Raw genomic sequence first — 19,993 nt, 5'->3', positions numbered from 1 at the left:
CGCTTTTTTGTATGTACTACCAATTGCTTTTTACGGGGTTGTTATCTATACAAAACAATAATCGTAGTTTTATAAACAATCCATATGTCTTCATTATCAAAAAAGCTCGCGTCCTATAAAAGTGATTTTAAAACAAGAACGCCAGTCGAAATATTAGAAACCATAAATCGCAGCATATCCTTGTTTCAAGAACACTCAGCTTTAAAATCAGTGCTGAAAGTAGGCCAAACATTTCCATCATTTGAGCTGGCTGACATCAATGGTCAATTGTTTAATAGCAAAGAACTAATTCAAGATAAACCCTTAATTCTGACCTTTGTACGCGGTGGATGGTGCCCTTATTGTGTATTAGAAACACAAATGTGGCAGCAGTATTTTGAAAAAAGCAAAAGTACTTTAAATATAGTTGCGATAACACCTGAAAAACCCGAGTTCGCAAAATCAATGCAATCTGAAAATAACTTAAGCTTTCCACTTTTATTTGATTCTGGGCTTTGTTTTGCTGAGCTGTTAGGGTTAGTTTGGAAAACGGATGATGCGATGAAACAGCAGTTGTTAAAGTGGGATATCAACTTAACTGAACGACATTGCACGCAAACTTTCAATCTTCCGGTACCAGCTACCTTTGTTATTGATAACAAAGAGGTTATTCAGTATCGTTTTATTGAAGAAGATTATTCTTCACGTGCTGAGCCCGATGATGTGCTTGCCATTTATAATCGACTTATTTAAAGCTAAATATTTAATATGAAAAGCGGTTTTTACCAGCGCGCTTAGCTTGATACATTTTTTCATCTGCAGAACGAATAAGTGCCTCTAATGTGTCACTGCTATCAGGGGAATAAGCAATACCTAAGCTAGCACTGATATTTACTTTGTTACTTTGCCCGTCTACATCTTTAATTTGATAGTCTTTCGCGATTTCGTTGATGGCTTTTTCAGCGAGCCTAACGGCATCTTGTTTGTTTGCAAGATTCGGTAGGCAAATTAAAAATTCATCGCCACCTAAGCGCCCTACAGTGTCTGATTCTCTAAATGTGTTTTTAAGACGATCAGCTACTTGCTTGAGTAATTCATCACCACTACTGTGCCCATAGGTATCATTTACCTGTTTAAACCCATCTAGATCGATAAACATTACAGCCAACAGTGATTCATTGCGCTTTGCTTGTTTTAGCGCGCTTGCGAGACGCTCTTTAGTGAGCCATACCGAGGGTAATTTAGAGAGTGGATCGTAATGCGCGATTTTTTTTAGCTCGTTTCTAGTGTGTTTTAGCTCTTTTATGGTGTCGTGCAGTTCGGTAATGTCATATTCAGTAACAAGAAACACATAATCGCCACTTAGTGGATGACGGCTAATGCGAATATCAACGTTATGTCGTCTTTCGCCTAGTTTTGTCAACATGATGTGCTCTTGGCAACCACCTCTATGTTGCTGAGAGTCAATTAAGCGTTCTTTACCCTCATTTAGATTGGTAAAACGCTGCTCAAAGTCACTTATGTAGTCTTGTTTTATTGTTGAATACCATTCAGTAAAAGCGGGGTTTTCGAACAGTCGCTTACCTTGCATATCGTAACAACTCACTGCAACAGTGGTGTAACGCATCGCTTCTGCAAAAAGCAGGTTTTCTGGTTGGCTGGTGGCATCCATTTGTTCGCTAATAAAGGCAATAATGCCGCGGTGCTTTTCTGGGCCGAGTAACACAGCTACATGACGCATTAACATCACTTTTGGCTCACCATTAGGGTAAGTTGTCCAAGGGTCGTTAGTTAAGCCCTCTTGCGCGGCTTTTACAAAGGTTTGTTCGGTGCGCTTTCGTGCGCCTTCGGTATCTGCGGATAAGTCTTTATCTATGAGTTGTTGCACATTGCTTAGTCCCCAAAAGTTAAGGGCGTGATTATTGCCCCACCAAAATCCATGGCGGTCTAAGTCAAATACCCAAACAATATCGGGTGAAAAATTAAATCCAACCAGTTCCTGTGACGATGTAATTACAGGTAAGTGATCGACAGCGACATCTTGATACACAAAAAGACTCTAGCATTTAGTTGTTTAGAATATATTACTTAATTTGGTAGTAGTTACCAGTAGATTATAGTGGCAATTAATGCGTTTTTTTAATCAATAGTTGCCTGTAATTCCCCCACTTTGCTGCGCAATTATTCTGATGAACAGGTATGAATAATGGTGTTTTGGCAAAGACGCAATGCCTTGTTTCAGTTACACTATCAATCATAACAATTTACGAAAGACACAATGATTAATCCCAACTTACCCCTTGTTTACCATCCTAATTATTCATTTAGTTTTGATGAAAAACACCGCTTTGTAATGAGTAAATTTGCACGTCTTTATCAACATTTAGATAGCAAAGGGTATATCAATCAGCGCAATTTATATCAGCCACCAGTGGTGGATTTTAAACCAATGGAATTAGTGCATTGTGAAAGCTATGTACATGACCTCTTTCATAATCGACTTGATAGCAAGGCGATGCGACGCATAGGTTTGCCATGGTCAAAACAATTAATGGCACGCACTTTTACCGCCCCGTTAGGCACGCATTTGGCGGCAGAACTTGCGCTGGAAAATGGCATTGCATGTCATTTAGCTGGGGGTACGCATCATGCTCATTATGATTTTGGTTCAGGCTATTGCATGGTAAATGATTTGGCCTACACAGCAACACGGCTTATTAATGAAAATAAAGCCCGAAATGTACTGATATTTGATTGCGATGTGCACCAAGGCGATGGCACTGCGGCGATGCTTGCCCATAACCCTTATGTGTTTACCTGTTCAATCCACTGCGAAAAGAACTTTCCTTTTCGAAAGCAACACAGCGACTTAGATATTGGCTTAGAGATAGGATTAACTGATCCTGATTATTTAAATATCGTATCAACTACTTTGAATGACTTAATTGAGCAGCTCAACCCCTCGCTGGTTCTTTACGATGCCGGTGTTGATATTTGGCAACAAGATACCTTAGGTAAGCTTGATATTAGTTGGCAGGGTATCGCAGAGCGTGATTATGCTGTGCTTGATATTTGCCAACGTAAAGGCGTGCCAGTAGCCACCGTAATTGGTGGTGGTTACGATAAAGATCATCAGCGATTAGCAGAGCGTCACGCATTAGTTGTTGAGCAAGCTGCTCGCCTCTAAAAATGACCACAATTAAGTCGGAAATTTTAATTTTGGTTTCGAGATTTTATGCAACATACCCTCTCCCCTAATAAGCTCTTACACAGTAAATGGACGGCAGTGTCACCGCAAAATAAAGAAAAGCATTTTATGGTAACCAGTGTTGAATTTGATGAAGAAAATAACGTGGTTGAATGCATTATTGAAGCGGTTTTAACCAAGAGTGAGCAAAGTATAAACTGGCGTAGCTTAAAAGATACCAAAGTGTGGAAAATGGGTTGGCAATAAATTTAGCTATTGCCAACTCAGGTTAGTTAGCAAGTAAGCGTCGTTGCCAAAATTTGGTGTTGGGGTATTTATTTGCGCCTTGTTGATAATGTTGCTGATGCAATGAAATAAATGCATTAAAGTCATTAAATACCAGCGATTGATAGTCTTCCAAAGAGTCTTTTTGTGGTGCTTTAAGCCACTTTTTTACCGCTTTTGCCGCGACACCTGCGTGCTTTAGCGATTTCGTAATTCCTGCCGACGAAATCGAATCGTAACTTGATGCTGCGTCCCCAACAGCAAGCCAATTATGCCCAATCACGTTCGATAAAATGGCAGATGGTGCCGCTTTAGCGTAAAGCTTTACAGGAGTTTTTGTTTTATCTTGCAAAAACGTTGTGCATTGCTGAAAAAACCAGTTATTGGCTTTTAAACAATTTAACCAATTCTCATAGCAAGTTAGCTTTTGTGTTTTTAATTCCGTTGCGTCAGTACATAAGCTGATAATAGCTCTGTTGTTTGGCAATATAGCACCATACCACCATCCATTTGGGTCGCTAGCAACAAGAGTATGAGTGGTACTAGCTGATGTGTGTTCAAGTTCAAAAAAGGCGCAGGCTGAAATCACGTTATCAAACACGTTATTGCTAATATTTAGGCTTTTTGCTGCAACTTGGTGCTGCCCGGTTGCATCAATTAAAAAATCGCACGCTATGCTGGTGGTGCGATTAGTAAAGTGTAATACGTAACCTTGTTTTGACGAATCTATTGTCGATACTTTCGTGTTTTCGAAAACTGTTATCCCCCGAGTTTTACATAGTGCAATAAGATCAGCGTCGAAATGTTTGCGATCAAGGTGAAAGCCCTTTCCGACTGGTGAAATAAAAAAGTCGTTATAACCGGTTACTTCATCTGCCCACCTAGATTTACTACCGGGGCAAACTAAGTGCTTATTGCTACTTAGAATGTGCTCAGCATCGAGTTCTCTTAGATAGAAACTCGCAGCGGGAGGGATTGTTTCGCCGATACTTGGTGCAGTAGCTTGTGGTGCGCAAATAAGTATTATTTCTACGCGTTTGTTACTTAAGGTGAGTTCTTTTTCAAGGGCAAGTGCGGTGGCTGAACCCGCGGGTCCGCCACCGATTATGCCTATTTGTATTATTGGCTGAGCCATAATATGTCCATTTGGCATGTCACTCATAAAGTTTACTTATCACATTGGGTTGGACCACAGCTATTTGGCGCTTTATAACCAGGCTCCGATGCTTGAGGCCATACTTCAACACCATCGCCTTTACTTTCGAATTGGCTGGCAACTTCAAGAAAGTAATCGGGTCCGTAATTTTGGTTAGTGGTGTCGTCATTGATTTGTAGGCCTTGAATAACAAATCCAACTTTATGCCAGTTTTCAACAAAGTCGAAGTAGCATTGAAAGCGACCTTGCTGCTGTGGGTAGAGTGTTTTTGTTCCATGGCCCTCATCGCCGCGCACACTATAAAGTGATACGCCTTTACCCTGCCCCGTATTTGCATCGTACTTAAACAAGAACTTAGGGTATACAGTCACAGGACGCTGCGCAGGCCAAGACCAGTACAAAGTGTTATCAGCGATTGCTTCGCCTTCCCCGTTGGGATTTGGCATCGTTGGATTTGGATCAGGTGTGTGTGTTGCACAGCTGTTGTAGTCAGTATGCCAGGGTTGAGACATAAATTTACTTAAATCGCCTGGCTCTACTTTACTGTCTCGCAGAGGAATATACCCGACCTGCAAAAAAGGCTCATTTTGAGTTGCTTTACTGTAATCCAGCGTTGCCATATTAATGCGAAATGGCCCTGTTTGACCGTGCCAATCGGTTTTATATAAATGGGTATCACGCACAATAAAGGTTAAGTCAATGCCCGGTGAATAACGCCCGCCTAAACAGTTTTCTAACACGACTTTATCGAGTTGCTCCCCCTCGCCTAAGCTCGGTGCAGTTGCATTAAACTTATTGTTGTACCATTGCATCAATAAAAAATATTGGGTCTCAGTAACTGATAAAAAGCTCTTCATTGCATCGCCAAGCGCCAGTGGCATTTTTTTACGCGTACCGTCTTCATTGTTTGGCTCGTCTTTCGTGCCCGGGGCTGACGGCTTTCTTAGTAAACTGGTAAATGACGGGATTTTTTCACTGGGGGTATCGCTTGGTTTTATTTCTGTCATGCGCTTATGACCCTGAATGCCTTTTTCAGGTAATGCAGTATTCCATTGTTGCAAGAAAGCACCATGAAATACCGGCTGCACATCACCATCGAACGAGGCTAAATGGTCATGATTAAAGCCATTATCAAATATATTTGGCTGTAGCGCCATGTGTTGTATCCACGTATCGTAAACATCATCCCAGGTTGATACTACATTGCGAGTTTGTGGTGCGTAACTTGGATCTGTACACACAAACCAACCGTGCACTGCCTCTTCAAACGAGCCATCATCAAATACAATGGTCGCGGTTACTGGACCATCAGATGTGTCGTCAAACCAATCATCATTATCAATCGCGCCGTTGAGTTTTGGTGGGTTGCCGCTGGTTTTAATGCCACTGGCTCTACCAAAACCACCAGTGACGATAAGTCTTGCTGTGTTTTTTTCAATACGCATTTCGCCAAGCGAAGATATCTCTCCAAGTGGGTTAAACATATCAAAAAAGTCATCGGGAAAGCTTTTTGGGTAGCAGGACGCAGCTGTTGATTTCTTAGCGTCTTTGATAAAACTAACAGGCGTTGTTTTATCAAATCTTAAACAGGTGCTTGCATCATCTGTAACTGAAAGGGCGCGAGGGCCCGGATCAACCACTAATTGTTGGCGGCGCATGACTGTATTAAGGTCATCGCCAAACTGTGGGTTTCGAACCGGAGGCGTGTTTTCATCTTGATAGGCAATAATACCTTCTTCTTGAGGCTTACCGTTATCCATGGATGTGATTGTAAAGTTGTTGTTCTTTTTATTAGCGGTATGAACCTGCCAAATAATATCTTTAATCACTTTACCGCCGATATTATCGCCAATATTGATTTCGCGACCACCGTCATTTGATGGATAAGTTGTTTGTTCGTCGTCATAAGCAAAAATGCGAAAGCGCGCCGCTTGACGTTTTACATTGCCATGATTATCACGAAAATCGTGTTCGTCTATTGGTGTGTTTTCAGTACCGGGTTTTATTGGTAAACCGCCAAATAAGCCGGTGCTATTATCAACAATTGTACCTGCTGCGGTTTCAGGGGCGATGTAATACTCTTCACTATTGCCAACACGTGCAAAGTTGATACTTGGGTGAACTCTGAAATAACTCATTATTTCTCTCCTTGAGATTGTAAGTAGGCAATTGCGGCACGTTGTTCTTTTTCTTGAGACCAGAAAAAGATATTTTGAAATGCGTGGCTAATGTTTAAGTTTGTTGCTGGTAGCGGTTTTAATCCGTCTTTACTTGCAAACGCTTGCTCTGTGTTGTGACAGCGAAAACAATTGTTCATTGCGGTTGCTGATTGCGTGTAAGTTTCAATGGTGCTGTTAGAGAGTTTTAAAGAACCCGTGAGATATTCATCAGTGGCAAAGTCGAGCCCAGGTTTTAGTGGCGATATATTCGATTTACCTGTAGCTGCTTGGTTGTTGATCCAAATTGCGCCAACTTCAAAGTAGTTTTGCCAAATACTTAAGTTGTTTGTTAAATGCTTTTTAACACTCGCATTCAGTGATTTTATATTATCGGTATTCGATTTTTTTTGGCCTGCTGCATTGCCGTAAGCATAGCGACGACACACTTGGGTGATCGGCGTAAATTCCTGCGTTGATTGCTCGAGTGCTAAGCCGCTAACCGCCGCGTTTTTATTACAATTCCCAAGTTGCGTGCCTTTGTTGTAAAACAGGTAATCTTGATCTGCGACAATTTGGTCAAGTGTCATGCCGTTGGGCACATCCGGTGCATTGTTATCAAACTCAAAGGTAGCCCAAATCATTTCGGGATGATTGGCAACGACGCCACCAATATGAAAGCCAACTAGGGCAAGCGTTTGCTTTTCGACTTTTGCAGGATTGATTTTGATACCGGATGGCGAGTTTTCAAACTGCGCGATGTCTTTTTCAATGGTAAATAACTTACTGGTATCGTCATCTTTACTAACGATTTTCCACGATGCTTTCAGCTCTAGTGTGCCTTTGCTGCCGATAATTGGAAACGCATTGCTCGGGTCCATTGTGAGCACATTTGCTGGGATTGTTAAGTCGGGTCCACCATTTTTACCTTGCATAAAGTCGGCAAAGGTTTGATTAATGTACTGTGAGTAATAGATGGCACGACGGTTTTGATCTACCAAAATGCCATCGGTACCCGCTTGTAAATATTCGTCAAACGATGCGCCTGCATGCGGTTGTTTGCGGGTCCGTGGCGAAAGGCCTCTTTGCTCTAATCCGATTAAAGACTGCGGCGAGTCAAATCCGAGAAAGCGAGGCTGGCCATTGTCGTCATCCATTAACCATAAAAACATTTGCCATGACCACTGGTGGAAATCACAATTGTTTGGTTTTGCTGGAAAAGCACTGTCATCAGGCCTAATCACTTTGCCATTTTTAAACCAACTCGGCTCTATTTCACATGTATTTGATGCTTGGGCGGAATTGCTATGCGTATAACAAATGGCGAACAATATAACTGCGGGTGCGATGCGACTGAGCATGTTTTTACTTGCGTGTTTCATTTTGCCTCCTAGGCGCGGTAACGATAAATCCTTAACGCTCACAAGTTGAGCTACATAGATTAACCAAGTTAAGTCGCAAAATACGTTTTTCGTTATCACATCTTATTACAGGTGATGGTTGAAATCGCGGGGAGGGTAGTGGATGGTTTATAAAATATTTTTTTGTGATGGCTTACTTGAAATTAATGAGGCATACGCTTTTGTAAACCCCATTTACAGTTAGGTTGTTTGCTCTGCTCTTACTTGATTTATGCGCAATAAAATTTCGGCTGCGGCTTTGGCGTCATCGAGCGCTCGGTGGTGGTTTTTAAGCTCAATATTAAGATCGCAGCAGAGTTTACCTAATGAGTAAGATTTAAAACCAGGTAGGTATTTCCGTGCTTGCTGCACAGTACAAATTTTAGCGCGGGTGTATTTTTTATTGAGTCGGGCAAACTCTTGTCGAATAAAGCCATAGTCAAAATTAACATTGTGCGCGACAAAGATAGCATTACGGCTAAATGTATCTAACTTTTCGGCAATTTGTTCAAATTTGGGGGCGTCTTTAACCATTTCATTGGTGATCCCTGTAAGCTCGGTAATCATTTTTGGGATATGACGCTCTGGATTTACCAGTGTTTGCCAGCTGTCGGTAATTTTTCCTTGTTCAACTCTTACTATACCAATTTCAGTGATGCGATGAGTATCTTTTTTTCCGCCAGTGGTTTCAATATCCACGACAACGTAATTTTGCTCACTATTAAAACGCCATTCAGTACGCTGAATTGATACGTTAAAACCTGCGTTTATTAATTGTTTGATACTGACCAGTTGATTACGCCTTAGGCTGTCGCCTGGCGCTTTTATTTCCTCAAAAAACACTTCACCCTGTTCAATATACATTAAATCAGGGTAGCCATCGCAAAGCGCTTTAAAGGTTTTACTCATTGCCAATAAATGACGCTTTATTGACTCAAATGGCGCATGTTGAATAAAGGTGGTTAACACATCTTTTAGTTCGTCATGCCAGTAGAAAAGGCCATTTGGTTCACCTGAATATTGATCAATAGTGGCACTAATATAATCACAAAATTGCTGATTGCTGGTAAGCTCTGACAGTTTGCGTTCAATTTCTGTGTGCAACAATTCGTAAAAGTTATCTTGCTTAAGTACTTTTGGATAATACGAAAATTCATTGGCACGCTGTGATGCTGGGTGCTGAAATAGCTCATGCCAAAAAGTTAATGCAAATAACGCGCGCCAAAGCTTGTTTTCGGTAAAGTAGCACAGGCGATGCTGTTTGATGTAACGGTCCTTTACACCTGTTTCGACCTGCCCTATGTACGCTTCGTCAATACCAATTGGCTCGCCTGATTTTCTCAGCATATCAGTCAATACACTGGTGCGCTTTTGGTTAAATTTTTGCGCATAAAAATCTTCGGCAAATAGCAGCAAGGTTTCACTGTCGGGGTTGTCCAAAATAGCCAGCAGTAAAGCCTCACACTGTGCTTTTCTATCGCTTTTGTAGAGTAAACGAATGTATTTTTCTTGTGCTGCAGGGTGCTCTGATTGGCTAAGCAAGGTTTCACCGAGTGTTGGTGCTTGTTCCATTAAAACAATCGCCAGCTTATATAAACTGTGGTGGTACTTTTGCGTAGCTAAAAAGCCGATTGGTTTGTCGGATGCGATAAGTTGCTCTGCAAGCGTTTGTAATAATGGGACGTCGCTCTTATTGGCTTCTTTTATCGCTTTAAATTGGTTTGCGTAATAAAACGCACTTTTGGCTTCATCTTTATCGCTGAAGTTAGCTTGTTGCTGTTGCACACTTTGGGTTTGCATTACGCCTAAGTCGCGCATAGAAAATTGATTGAGGCGACCTGATAAATGGCCAAAATATAAAAACAATAAATAGTGAAACGTGTCCTGCTTGGCGAAATAAATATGGCTTGTTAGCACGGGGCTTTTTTTAACTTGGTCGTAACTTAAAGCGTTAGACAGCGCGTTGCTCACAAAATTAAGCCATTTGTTTTTATTTGCGCTTTTTGCTGGTTTATCAATCGTTAATGAGATGCTTAAGTCGATTAAGTCTTGCTTATTAAGCTGACCTATAAAATCGTGAAAACAGTGTTTATTTATGCGAGATACAAAACCAACTTTTCTTAAAAGATTAATTGCCGCGCCAGAGTCAGCCACTTCACTGTAGACTAGGGTATCTTTTCGCACAAAAGGGGATTTGCGGTTTACAATCCGTACCAAAATACATTGGGCATCTTCTGGTAGTTTTGCAAACTCGGCAAAAAACGCTGTCTCGTCATCACCTAACAAGTGCGAAGACGTAGATTTTATAAATTCGGCAAACTCAATAAAGTGCGTTAAATAATATTTTTCTGGCAGTTCTTTCATTACATCGCTGCGACAAACATTGGCATAGCTAATATTTTGCGTTGCTACGTTCGACTTATCAATCATTTTGCACGTATTAACATTTTCTAACTAATTTGCTTTTACTGATAGCACCAGTATTTGATAGTTTATGATGACATACAGCGAGGAAGTAACATGAAAATAATAACAGCATTAGTCGTTACTCTGGGATTTGCCAGTACATCGAGCTTGGCAAATAGCAAAAAAGATTTATTTAATGAAGTAGCAATAGAAACCGATCTAACCTTGTCGCACCCTGTCTATCCAATAGATTTATTGCCTAATCCTGGCAAAGAATTAATGCTTATCGGCACAGATAGCGGACAGCAATATATTGATATTTTTGCCGCATCAGAGGCTCAGTTATATAACCGCATAAAACGTGTAAAAGTGCCTGATACGATGCTTGGTGTTGATTTTACTAAGTGGCAAGATACCCCGCAGCAGGTTTATTTATTTTCATCTAATGGTATTTATCAGTTAGCGCTTGAAGAGCCTGAGTTCGTTATACCTGTTGTTGACATTCAAACCTACTTGAAAAAAAGTGGTGCTCAACACTTAAGCAAAATGGAGTTTGTTTACAACATTAATGATGACCAAAAAGCGGACTTTTTCACTACCGATCTTAACCACAGTTATGTGCATATTTCTGATGAGACTGGCTATCAAATGGCCAAGGTTGATTTGCCTGCACGACTAGAAATAGAAGGGCACAGTGCTGAAATTGAACCGCCTCGTTTTGCCTTTTTTGATACAAATGAAGACAACATTTCAGAGCTTATCGGCTTTGAAAATGGCTTATTGAATTTACTGCCAAGTGTCGGTAGTAATCCTGGTCAGGCGATAAAATTGCGCGATGATATTATGGTAGATGACTGGTGGCATACCAAAGATGCCGATGGTGACTCACTTGATCAAAGTAACTTAGTGTATCGTAAGCTAGAACGCGTTGTTGACGTTAACCACGATGGTATTTTTGATTTAGTGGTGCGTTATACAAAAAGTAGCGGGGCACTTGATAGGCAAAATGATTATGAAATCTACTTAGGTGCGATCGAACAAGGAAAGTTTGCCTTTCAAAATCAAACGAATTCGCTTATTCAAGATGAAGGCACGTTAACCGATTTGCAGTTGCTTGATATCGATAACGATAAACAGTTAGAGGCCTTGGTGTCGGGCTTTGATATTGGCGTATCACAAATTATCGGTGCGTTGTTATCGGGGTCGGTATCTCAAGATGTGCATCTTTTTTATCAAAATGAAAAAGGCGAATTTAACCCAAAAAATAAAATTACACGAGAGGTTGAACTAAGCTTTAGCTTGTCGAAAGGGCGTAGTGGCTCACCTGTAGTGCTGTTTGCTGATGTAAATGGTGATGGTAAAAAAGATTGGGTGCTGTCGGATGAGCAAAAAGCGTTTAATGTGTATTTAGCTAATAATAAACATAGTTTTTCGCGTCGCGCGAGCAAGTATAAAACCACTTTGCCAATGCAAGGTCGCCGTGTTGTAACAAGCGACTTGAACTTAGATGGCAAAGACGATTTGGTAATGAGTTACGGTCGATTAGATGATAAAAATATGCGTAAAACCATAAAGATATTGTTTGCGACGAGCTAAGTTTTCGTATTCAGTCAGCAAATTCTAGACTACACTTGCTAATTATTTTTCCAAGGGCACTACCGTGTTAAAAAAATTACTTACAGCGAGCCTAATAACACTTTCCTTTTCAGCTCAAGCAGGGGCTATTCGCTTTGGCTATAACCAGCAATATTCAGCGCCACACGTGATCAATAATGGAAAGGGTACAAGCGTATCGGGCATTGTGATTGATGTAAGTAATGCGATTTCGCAAGAAGCTGGATTTATGGCAAAGCAGCTTCCTTTACCACGCAAGCGTATTGAACAGTACCTTATTGATGGCAAAATCGATGCACAATGTCATGCTAACCCTATTTGGTACAACGCGCCTTCTATTATCTGGAGTGAGGTGCTTTATTCTGATGCTGACATTATTGTGAGTGATCAGGCTATCGCCTCGCTGCAAGCGCTAAGTTCACACAAGCAGTTCAAATTAGGCACTGTGCTTGGCTATAAGTACCCTAATCTTACCGAGTATTTTGAGGCGGGTAATCTTAAACGTTTTAATAGTACCTCATCTAAAGACAGCTTCACGCGCTTTACTAAAGGCGAATTAGATGGTTTTGTTGCATCCTATAGCGAAGCGAATTACTTAACCCGACTAAGGCGTTTTAATGTGTTAGAGGTGAATTCGTATGACTTACATTGCTCGTTTTCACCTAAGCTCAATGCAGAAAAACGTCAGCGTTTAATTGATGCGGCGCATAAACTGCGTGATAACGGTGAATTTAAGCGGGTATTTGCTAAATATATTAAGCCTGAATAGTTTTAGCTGACCATACTAGCGGACTAAATATCATGCTAACTGCGTTAGGATTTATCAATGTAGCACAACTACATAAGAACAATCCCGCCTTGTTATCATGTCATTTATCCAGCGCTACCCCTGATATCATACTTAACAGGATTGGTATAACGTATAAATGGCTTTTGGTTGAGATTACATAATTGAGACAAATAAAAAGGGCCCATAAAGGGCCCTTTGGTTTTCTCTAGTATCGTTCAAATTTTTTGCCAGTCTTAACCCCTTAAGACAATTAGGCAACCCTTTGCAGGGCTCCAGTACCGGAGTGTTAATCAAGTACTTGGATTCGGGTAGCAAACAGGTTTTGCCTATTTGCTAAATAAAGCGGCTATACAAGTAACTTTATACCCTTAGGTATTAACTTAGCCTACATCCCACATGCTGTAGTTGTTGATTTAGCACATTTATCAACACACTCATTTCTATCGTGCCTGCAATAAAAACGAGTAACTACGTTGCTAAGTTAAGTTACTTCTAGCCGAGTAACCGTTATGCAATTGACAGGAAAAAGCCTGCAATTGCTGCACTCATTAGGTTTGCCATTGAACCGGCTAAAACCGCACGTAAACCTAATTGCGCAATATCTTTACGACGACTCGGTGCCATACCACCAATACCGCCGAGTAAAATTGCAATTGAACTCAAGTTTGCAAAGCCACACAGTGCGAAAGTAACAACTGCTTTCGTGTGCTCGCTCAGCTCTGCTTGATAGTTCATAAAGTCTAAGTAAGCAACAAACTCATTTACTACAAGTTTTTGCCCAATGAAGCTACCAGCAAGCTGTGCTTCACTCCAAGGTATACCTAACAACCATGCAATTGGTGCAAAGGCGTAACCTAAAATTTGTTGAATTGTTAGGTCAGGATTATCAAACCAACCACCAATCCAGCCAACAAAGCCATTACTTAGGGCAATTAGTGCTACAAATGCTAATAGCATTGCGCCTACATTCATTGCCAACTGCATGCCGTTTAATGCGCCACCTGCAGCTGCATCAATCACGTTTACTGGCTTTTCTTCACCGTGATCTAAATCGTTTAGATCTTGTTTTGGTGTTTCTGTCTCTGGCACCATCATTTTTGCCATTAAGAAACCACCCGGTGCCGCCATAAAACTGGCCGCAATTAAGTATTTTAATTCAACACCTAAGCTTACGTAGCCCGCCAAAATAGAGCCAGCTACCGTCGCTAAACCACCTACCATAACGGCAAATAATTCAGAGCGTGTCATCGTAGCAATAAAAGGTTTTACTACCAGTGGCGCTTCTGTTTGGCCAACGAAAATATTGGCGGTTGCAGAGAGTGACTCTGGTTTAGAGGTGCCTAATAACTTTTGTAAGCCACCACCTAACGTTTTAATTACTAAATCCATCACTCGTAAATGGTATAAAACCGCTACAAGTGCAGAGAAAAAGACAATTACGGGTAGTACTTTGATTGCAAATACAAAACCGATGCCGTCAATTTCATCACCTGCTAGGCCACCAAATAGAAAACGAATACCATCATTCGCATAACTAATAACGTTGGCAACGCCTACTGAAATACCGTTTAATACTTCACGCCCTGCAGGTACGTACAAAACAAAAGCGCCGATCAGCACTTGCAGTGCAAACGCACCGCCTACGGTACGTAAATTTATTTTTTTACGGTTAGTTGAGCATAAAAATGCGAGCGCTAATAAGCTCGCGATGCCAACTAAACTCATTAATGAGGTCATATATATTTCCCAAGTTACCTTCTATTGAAGTAATTGTTTTATTTTGCTTTTTAGTATATCAATGGCAACTCGATTTCGCCCCCCGCGGGTCACAACAACATCTGCATTGTGCTTCGACGGGTCGATAAATTGGTAAAACATTGGTCTTACCGTGGCCTGGTATTGCTCAATTACTGATTGCAAGCTTCTACCACGCTCTTCTAAATCACGTTGCATACGACGCATCAAGCAAATATCTAACGGAGTATCAATAAACACCTTAATATTAAACTCATCACACAATTTAGGATCTGATAAAAGTAAAATACCTTCCACAATCAGAATCTTAGCTGGCTGAATTCGACGAGTTTGGTCGCTGCGCGTATGCTTTGCGTAATCGTATACAGGAATATCGACCGGTTTACCTTCCTTGAGCTGATTTAAGTGCTCAAGCAAAAGTTCATGCTCAAAAGCGTCTGGGTGATCGTAGTTTGTTTGCGTTCTATGTTCGAACGGCAAATGAGACTGATCACGGTAATACGCGTCTTCTTCAATAATAGCGATAGCACCAGGTGCTAATTCGTTCAAAAGCTCATTGTAAATAGTTTGACTAAACAACGACTTACCAGAAGCTGATGCACCTGCAATCGCGATAATTGTGCGTGTCACAAAAACGTTACCTTAAAAATCATTACAACAGTGACTTACCTTAGCAAAAAAGCGCACAATTATCTTTAGTTCGTGACGCCTACCGGTTCTTTCCTGAATACAGCGGTAAATTTAGCCCCTTTAACTGGTTAAAAACAGGACAAAAGTCCTGTGTAACCCTAGGCGCACAGCCTAGAGTATTTATAACGCTGAGCGTGATTAGCTAGGCGAAATGTGAACCAATGGCTAAAATAAATGCAGGCATGCCAATTAATATTGGTGGCACACAACGGCATTTGGTATACCAAGCTATTTTTAATTGAGGTAACTATGGCAAGAGCGCTAATTTTAATGGCAGACAGTTTAGGCATAGGTGCTGCACCTGATGCTGAACGCTTTGGTGATAAAGGTGCAAACACTTTGGCACACTTACTTGCTGCTTACCATGGTGAAACCGGCCAAAAACTCGCATTGCCTAATTTATCAAAGCTTGGATTAATTGATGCGTGCGAACAAGCAAGCAATACCAATTGCCAAGTCGCAGAGCGCAATGCCCCGATTGCAGCGTATGGCTATGCAAAAGAAATCTCATCAGGCAAAGATACACCATCAGGTCATTGGGAAATGGCCGGAGTACCCGTGTTATTTGATTGGGGTTACTTTCACGATAAGCAAAATAGCTTCCCAGGCGCGTTTATCGCCGAGTTTATAAAACGCGCTAATCTACCGGGTATTTTAGGCAACTGCCACTCGTCAGGTACGGTTATTTTAGAAGCGTTAGGTGAAGAGCACATGCAAACAGGTAAGCCTATTTGCTATACCTCTACTGATAGCGTATTTCAGATTGCCTGCCACGAAGACACCTTCGGTTTAGAGCGTTTATATGAAATTTGCGAAATAGCGCGTGAGTTATTAGATGAATACAATATTGGCCGTGTGATTGCACGTCCATTTTTAGGTTACGCAGCAGATAACTTTGCGCGTACCGGCAACCGCCGTGATTATTCGGTATTGCCACCGGCACCAACATTACTCGACAAACTAGCTGAAGATAATGGTGCAGTAATCAGCATAGGTAAAATCTCTGATATTTACGCACACCAAGGCATTACCGAAAAACACAAAGCGCCAGGGCTTGAAAACTTAATGGCTAAAACCGCCGAGGTATTTAAACAGGCGAAAGACCATAGCTTAACCTTTGTAAACTTAGTGGACTTTGATGAAAAGTTTGGCCATCGCCGTGATGCAATTGGCTATGCCAAAGCGCTAAAGCAATTGGATGATTATTTACCTGAATTTTTAGCCTTACTTGGCAAAGATGATGTGCTAATGATTACTGCAGATCATGGTTGCGACCCAACATGGCAGGGCACCGACCACACTCGAGAATATGTGCCGGTTTTAGCGTATACACCTGGCATGACGCCAGTTAATTTAGGTGAGCGCGAAACGTTTGCAGACATAGGCCAAACATTAGCCCAATGGTTTTCACTTGCGCCATTGGAATACGGTAACAGTTTTAAATCTCAGCTTGGCAGTTAACTTAGATAGGAAAGATTATGAGTACTCCACACATTAACGCACAATTAAATGATTTTGCCGAAACGGTATTAATGCCAGGCGACCCGCTTCGCGCGAAGCATATTGCAGAAACATTTTTAGAAGACGCTCGTGAAGTAACATCTGTAAGAAATATTCTTGGCTATACCGGTACTTATAATGGTAAGCCAGTGAGTATTATGGCATCTGGCATGGGTATTCCATCGATGAGCATTTATGCGCGTGAATTGATTGTGAGCTACGGTGTTAAAAACTTAATTCGAATTGGTACCTGTGGTGGTATTGGTAGCGATATCAAAATTCGCGACGTAATCTTTGCTCAAGGCGCATCTACAGATTCAAATGTTAACCGTGCACGTGTACAAGGCTATGATTTTGCAGCCATTGCTAACTTCGACCTGCTGGTAAACGGTGTGGAAGCGGCGAAGCGTTTAGGTATCGCTGCTAAAGTCGGTAATGTATTTACGACAGATACTTTCTATCAAGCATCGAACGATCTTTATCAAAAGCTAGATAAACTCGGTGTACTGGCAGTTGATATGGAAACTGCGGGTCTTTATGGTGTTGCTGCAGAGTACGGCGCAAATGCAATGGCGCTTTTCACGGTAAGTGACCATGTGATCACAGGTGAAGCTACCCCAAGTGAAGAAAGACAAAATAGTTTTAATGAAATGGTTAAAATTGCTCTCGAGTCAATTTAACGGTTTTATTAAAAAACTCCTAAACAGTTGTGAAGTCAAAAACCAGTAGATAATTCTGCTGGTTTTTTTTCATCTGCAACTTGCTGAAAGCACATCAAATACATATTTCATTACAGTTAGATCCTCGGGTTAACACTGTGATTACCTCTGTAACAGGCGAAATTACTAGGTTCTGCTAATTTTAAAAGGCGTTCTGAGAGAGTGAGGAATGGAGTATGAAAGCATTAGCAACTACTGCAATAGCGGCATCGCTATTGGTGTTACCTAGCGCGGCAATCGCGTTTGATAAATCGACTATTGAGAGCTTATTAGTACAGGCATGCAAAGATGTAAAAAGTAACAAGGTACTCAAGCTAAAAACCAATTTAAAAAGAAATCACTTAACCCTTCCGTTAATTAGTGAAAAGCTTATGTGTAATGGTGAAAGCGTGTATGATTTTGCTATGACCCACAATGCCGATAAAACCGCTAAGCTGTTAAGAACCGGTTCGGTGTCAATTCATGATGTTGCCTATAATAGCTCAGATAAAATTTGGGTATGGCTAGATGATTGAAATATAAGCATTTAAACTATTCAGCCTGCAGTCATGCAGGCTGTTTTGTCAACCCCCTTTACAAGCATCTTTCACAATAAATCTAAAGTACTGTCATATAACTGCCATATAAAGTTCATAACATACCCGAAAAAAAATGAGGTATGGCAATGGAACAGGAAAAACAACAGTTAATCGAGCAAATAATCTCAACTGCCAAACGAGAGTTTGATATCGATTTAGCAAAAGAAAAGTTAATCTCAGAAGAAGAATATCGCGCGTTAGTGTTCACTGAGCTTTTGAGTCTAGAAAACGCAGAACTAAGTCGTCTTATTGAGCAGTTTAATGCGTCACCTAGTCATCAAGCGCAAGCTTCACAGGCTGAGCCGATTTCACAGCCAAAACAGCGAAACACGGGCGCAATAATTGCTGCATCAGTTGCTGTGTTAGCGCTTTGTGCAGTAGGCGCTTGGTTTAGCTTATCTGGCGACACGACAGCACAATCGAGGCAGGTAGCGGCAGTACCGAACAAAGTGATTTCACAAAAATCAGCACAAATGAGCAAGCCTACCCCGGTTGAAAAAGAGCCAGAGGCGGTGTACCAATCCCTATTTGCAATTCACGGCTCGAATACCATTGGCGAAAAACTCGCACCAGCATTATTAAAAGCCTATTTCGAAGAGCAAGGTGCTAAAGATATTGATTGGCAACAGGGACGCATTGCAACTGAGCGCACCATGCAGTTTGAAATGGATGGTGAAAAGCTGGAAATAGGCTTGGCTGCGCATGGCTCGTCAACCGCGTTTAAAGCGTTAAACGCGAATATGGCGCAAATCGGTATGTCTTCGCGCAAAATCAAAACCAGTGAAGTAGAAGCGTTAAAAGGTCAGTCAGGTGATTTATCTAAGCTTGGCAACGAACATATTATTGCGTTAGATGGTTTGGCGATTATTGTTAACCAGAATAATCCGTTAAAGACCATAACAACAGAAACATTATCTCGTATTTTCTCTGGCGAAATTGATAATTGGGCCGAGATTGGTGGTGACCAAGCCCCGATAAAAGTATTTGCTCGTGATGATAACTCTGGCACACTTGATACGTTCAAATCGTTAGTATTAAAGAAATATGGTCGCAAATTAACAAAGAAAGCAGAGCGATTCGAATCGAGTTCAGAATTGTCTGAGCATGTGTCACGCGATGATTATGCCATTGGGTTTATTGGCTTAAATTACATTCGCTACAGTAAAGCACTGGCAATTGCAGATAGCAGTGACACTAAAGCAATTTACCCAACGCGTTTTACCATTGCGACGGAAGATTATCCGTTGGCACGTCGACTATACCTATACACGCCAACCAATAGTGCTACGCAAATAAAAGACTTTGCTAATTTTGCAATTTCAGATCGCGGCCAAGAAATCGTGCAGGAACTGGGATTAATTTCACAGTCTATTCGTGTTGAAGATGTTGTGGCAAGCGAATTGGCTCCAGAAAAATATAATCAGTATGCAAAGCTTGCGAAACGTTTATCGCTGAACTTCCGCTTTAATTATGCAACGCGCGACCTTGATAACAAGGGTAAGCGAGATCTACAGCGCCTAGTGTCGTTTGTTGAAGAAAACCCAAATCGCAAGCTCGTACTTATGGGTTTCTCAGATAGCATTGGAGCACGCGATAAAAACACCATGTTGTCGCTAAGCCGTGCTAAAAGTGTTGAACAAGAGCTTAATGCTCGTGGTATTAACGTCTATGCGGTAGAAGGTTTTGGTGAAGATATGCCACTTGCAAATAACGATAACGAAGTTGGTCGTGAACGTAATCGCCGCGTTGAAGTGTGGGTGCTTTAATACAAATTAAAG

At 41.2% G+C, this 19,993-nt stretch carries 16 protein-coding genes; 9 read left to right on the top strand and 7 right to left on the bottom strand.

Annotated features, from left to right (window positions below; translation table 11 throughout):
• Window positions 1-84: 84 nt before the first annotated feature.
• Window positions 85-732: a peroxiredoxin-like family protein gene (locus AN214_RS00600; protein WP_054977954.1), complete on the top strand. Its 648-nt coding sequence runs from the start codon at window positions 85-87 to the stop codon at window positions 730-732.
• 10 nt (window positions 733-742) lie between these two features.
• On the opposite strand, the gene AN214_RS00595 is transcribed toward AN214_RS00600, so the two are convergent.
• Window positions 743-2,029, bottom strand: a complete 1,287-nt coding sequence (locus AN214_RS00595) for a GGDEF domain-containing protein (protein ID WP_054977953.1) — start codon at window positions 2,027-2,029, stop codon at window positions 743-745.
• A 228-nt stretch (window positions 2,030-2,257) separates the two neighbouring features.
• Between AN214_RS00595 and AN214_RS00590 the strand changes: the two genes are divergently transcribed.
• Window positions 2,258-3,166 carry a histone deacetylase gene (locus tag AN214_RS00590; RefSeq protein ID WP_054977952.1) on the top strand — a complete coding sequence of 303 codons (909 nt, stop codon included), beginning with the start codon at window positions 2,258-2,260 and terminating at the stop codon, window positions 3,164-3,166.
• A 48-nt stretch (window positions 3,167-3,214) separates the two neighbouring features.
• Window positions 3,215-3,433, top strand: a complete 219-nt coding sequence (locus AN214_RS00585) for a TIGR02450 family Trp-rich protein (protein WP_054977951.1) — start codon at window positions 3,215-3,217, stop codon at window positions 3,431-3,433.
• A 22-nt stretch (window positions 3,434-3,455) separates the two neighbouring features.
• Here the strand turns inward: AN214_RS00585 and AN214_RS00580 are convergent, their stop codons facing one another.
• The 4 genes from AN214_RS00580 to AN214_RS00565 form a co-directional block, all read right to left on the bottom strand.
• The gene (locus AN214_RS00580; protein WP_054977950.1) at window positions 3,456-4,613 is read right to left on the bottom strand and encodes an NAD(P)/FAD-dependent oxidoreductase; all 1,158 of its coding nucleotides are present in this window, start codon (window positions 4,611-4,613) and stop codon (window positions 3,456-3,458) included.
• 5 nt (window positions 4,614-4,618) lie between these two features.
• A complete protein-coding gene (locus tag AN214_RS00575) occupies window positions 4,619-6,745 on the bottom strand; it encodes a LodA/GoxA family CTQ-dependent oxidase (protein WP_054977949.1) in 2,127 nt (708 codons plus the stop codon).
• Window positions 6,745-8,145, bottom strand: coding sequence for a hypothetical protein (locus tag AN214_RS00570; protein WP_054977948.1), 1,401 nt, complete (start codon window positions 8,143-8,145; stop codon window positions 6,745-6,747). The genes AN214_RS00575 and AN214_RS00570 overlap by 1 nt, the downstream gene beginning before the upstream one ends.
• 219 nt (window positions 8,146-8,364) lie before the next feature.
• A complete protein-coding gene (locus AN214_RS00565; RefSeq protein WP_054977947.1) occupies window positions 8,365-10,593 on the bottom strand; it encodes an exonuclease domain-containing protein in 2,229 nt (742 codons plus the stop codon).
• A 90-nt stretch (window positions 10,594-10,683) separates the two neighbouring features.
• On the opposite strand from AN214_RS00565, the gene AN214_RS00560 reads away from it, so the two are divergent.
• Window positions 10,684-12,165, top strand: a complete 1,482-nt coding sequence (locus AN214_RS00560) for a VCBS repeat-containing protein (protein ID WP_054977946.1) — start codon at window positions 10,684-10,686, stop codon at window positions 12,163-12,165.
• A 64-nt stretch (window positions 12,166-12,229) separates the two neighbouring features.
• Window positions 12,230-12,952: an ABC transporter substrate-binding protein gene (locus AN214_RS00555; RefSeq protein WP_054977945.1), complete on the top strand. Its 723-nt coding sequence runs from the start codon at window positions 12,230-12,232 to the stop codon at window positions 12,950-12,952.
• A gap of 528 nt (window positions 12,953-13,480) precedes the next feature.
• Here AN214_RS00555 and AN214_RS00550 read toward each other — a convergent pair.
• Together AN214_RS00550 and udk are read right to left on the bottom strand one after the other, a co-directional pair.
• Entirely contained in the window at window positions 13,481-14,710 is a 1,230-nt protein-coding gene (locus AN214_RS00550) for a NupC/NupG family nucleoside CNT transporter (RefSeq protein WP_054977944.1), read from the bottom strand.
• A 21-nt stretch (window positions 14,711-14,731) separates the two neighbouring features.
• Window positions 14,732-15,358, bottom strand: a complete 627-nt coding sequence (udk, locus tag AN214_RS00545; protein WP_040642196.1) for a uridine kinase — start codon at window positions 15,356-15,358, stop codon at window positions 14,732-14,734.
• Window positions 15,359-15,667: 309 nt separating this feature from the next.
• On the opposite strand from udk, the gene AN214_RS00540 reads away from it, so the two are divergent.
• From AN214_RS00540 to AN214_RS00525, 4 genes are all read left to right on the top strand, one after another.
• Window positions 15,668-16,879, top strand: coding sequence for a phosphopentomutase (locus AN214_RS00540; protein WP_054978080.1), 1,212 nt, complete (start codon window positions 15,668-15,670; stop codon window positions 16,877-16,879).
• A 17-nt stretch (window positions 16,880-16,896) separates the two neighbouring features.
• Complete coding sequence (gene deoD / locus AN214_RS00535; protein WP_010558407.1) at window positions 16,897-17,598, top strand: purine-nucleoside phosphorylase; 702 nt, start codon at window positions 16,897-16,899, stop codon at window positions 17,596-17,598.
• A 215-nt stretch (window positions 17,599-17,813) separates the two neighbouring features.
• Window positions 17,814-18,152, top strand: a complete 339-nt coding sequence (locus AN214_RS00530) for a DUF3718 domain-containing protein (RefSeq protein WP_054977943.1) — start codon at window positions 17,814-17,816, stop codon at window positions 18,150-18,152.
• Window positions 18,153-18,301: 149 nt separating this feature from the next.
• Window positions 18,302-19,981 (top strand): substrate-binding domain-containing protein, encoded by a 1,680-nt coding sequence (locus AN214_RS00525; protein WP_054977942.1) that lies wholly within the window; start codon window positions 18,302-18,304, stop codon window positions 19,979-19,981.
• Window positions 19,982-19,993: the final 12 nt, after the last annotated feature.

Source organism: Pseudoalteromonas sp. P1-9 (genome assembly GCF_001399975.1).
Classification (GTDB): Bacteria; Pseudomonadota; Gammaproteobacteria; order Enterobacterales; family Alteromonadaceae; genus Pseudoalteromonas.
The sequence above is the reverse complement of the archived record's forward strand: the minus strand, read 5'-3'. Positions and strand labels throughout refer to the sequence as shown.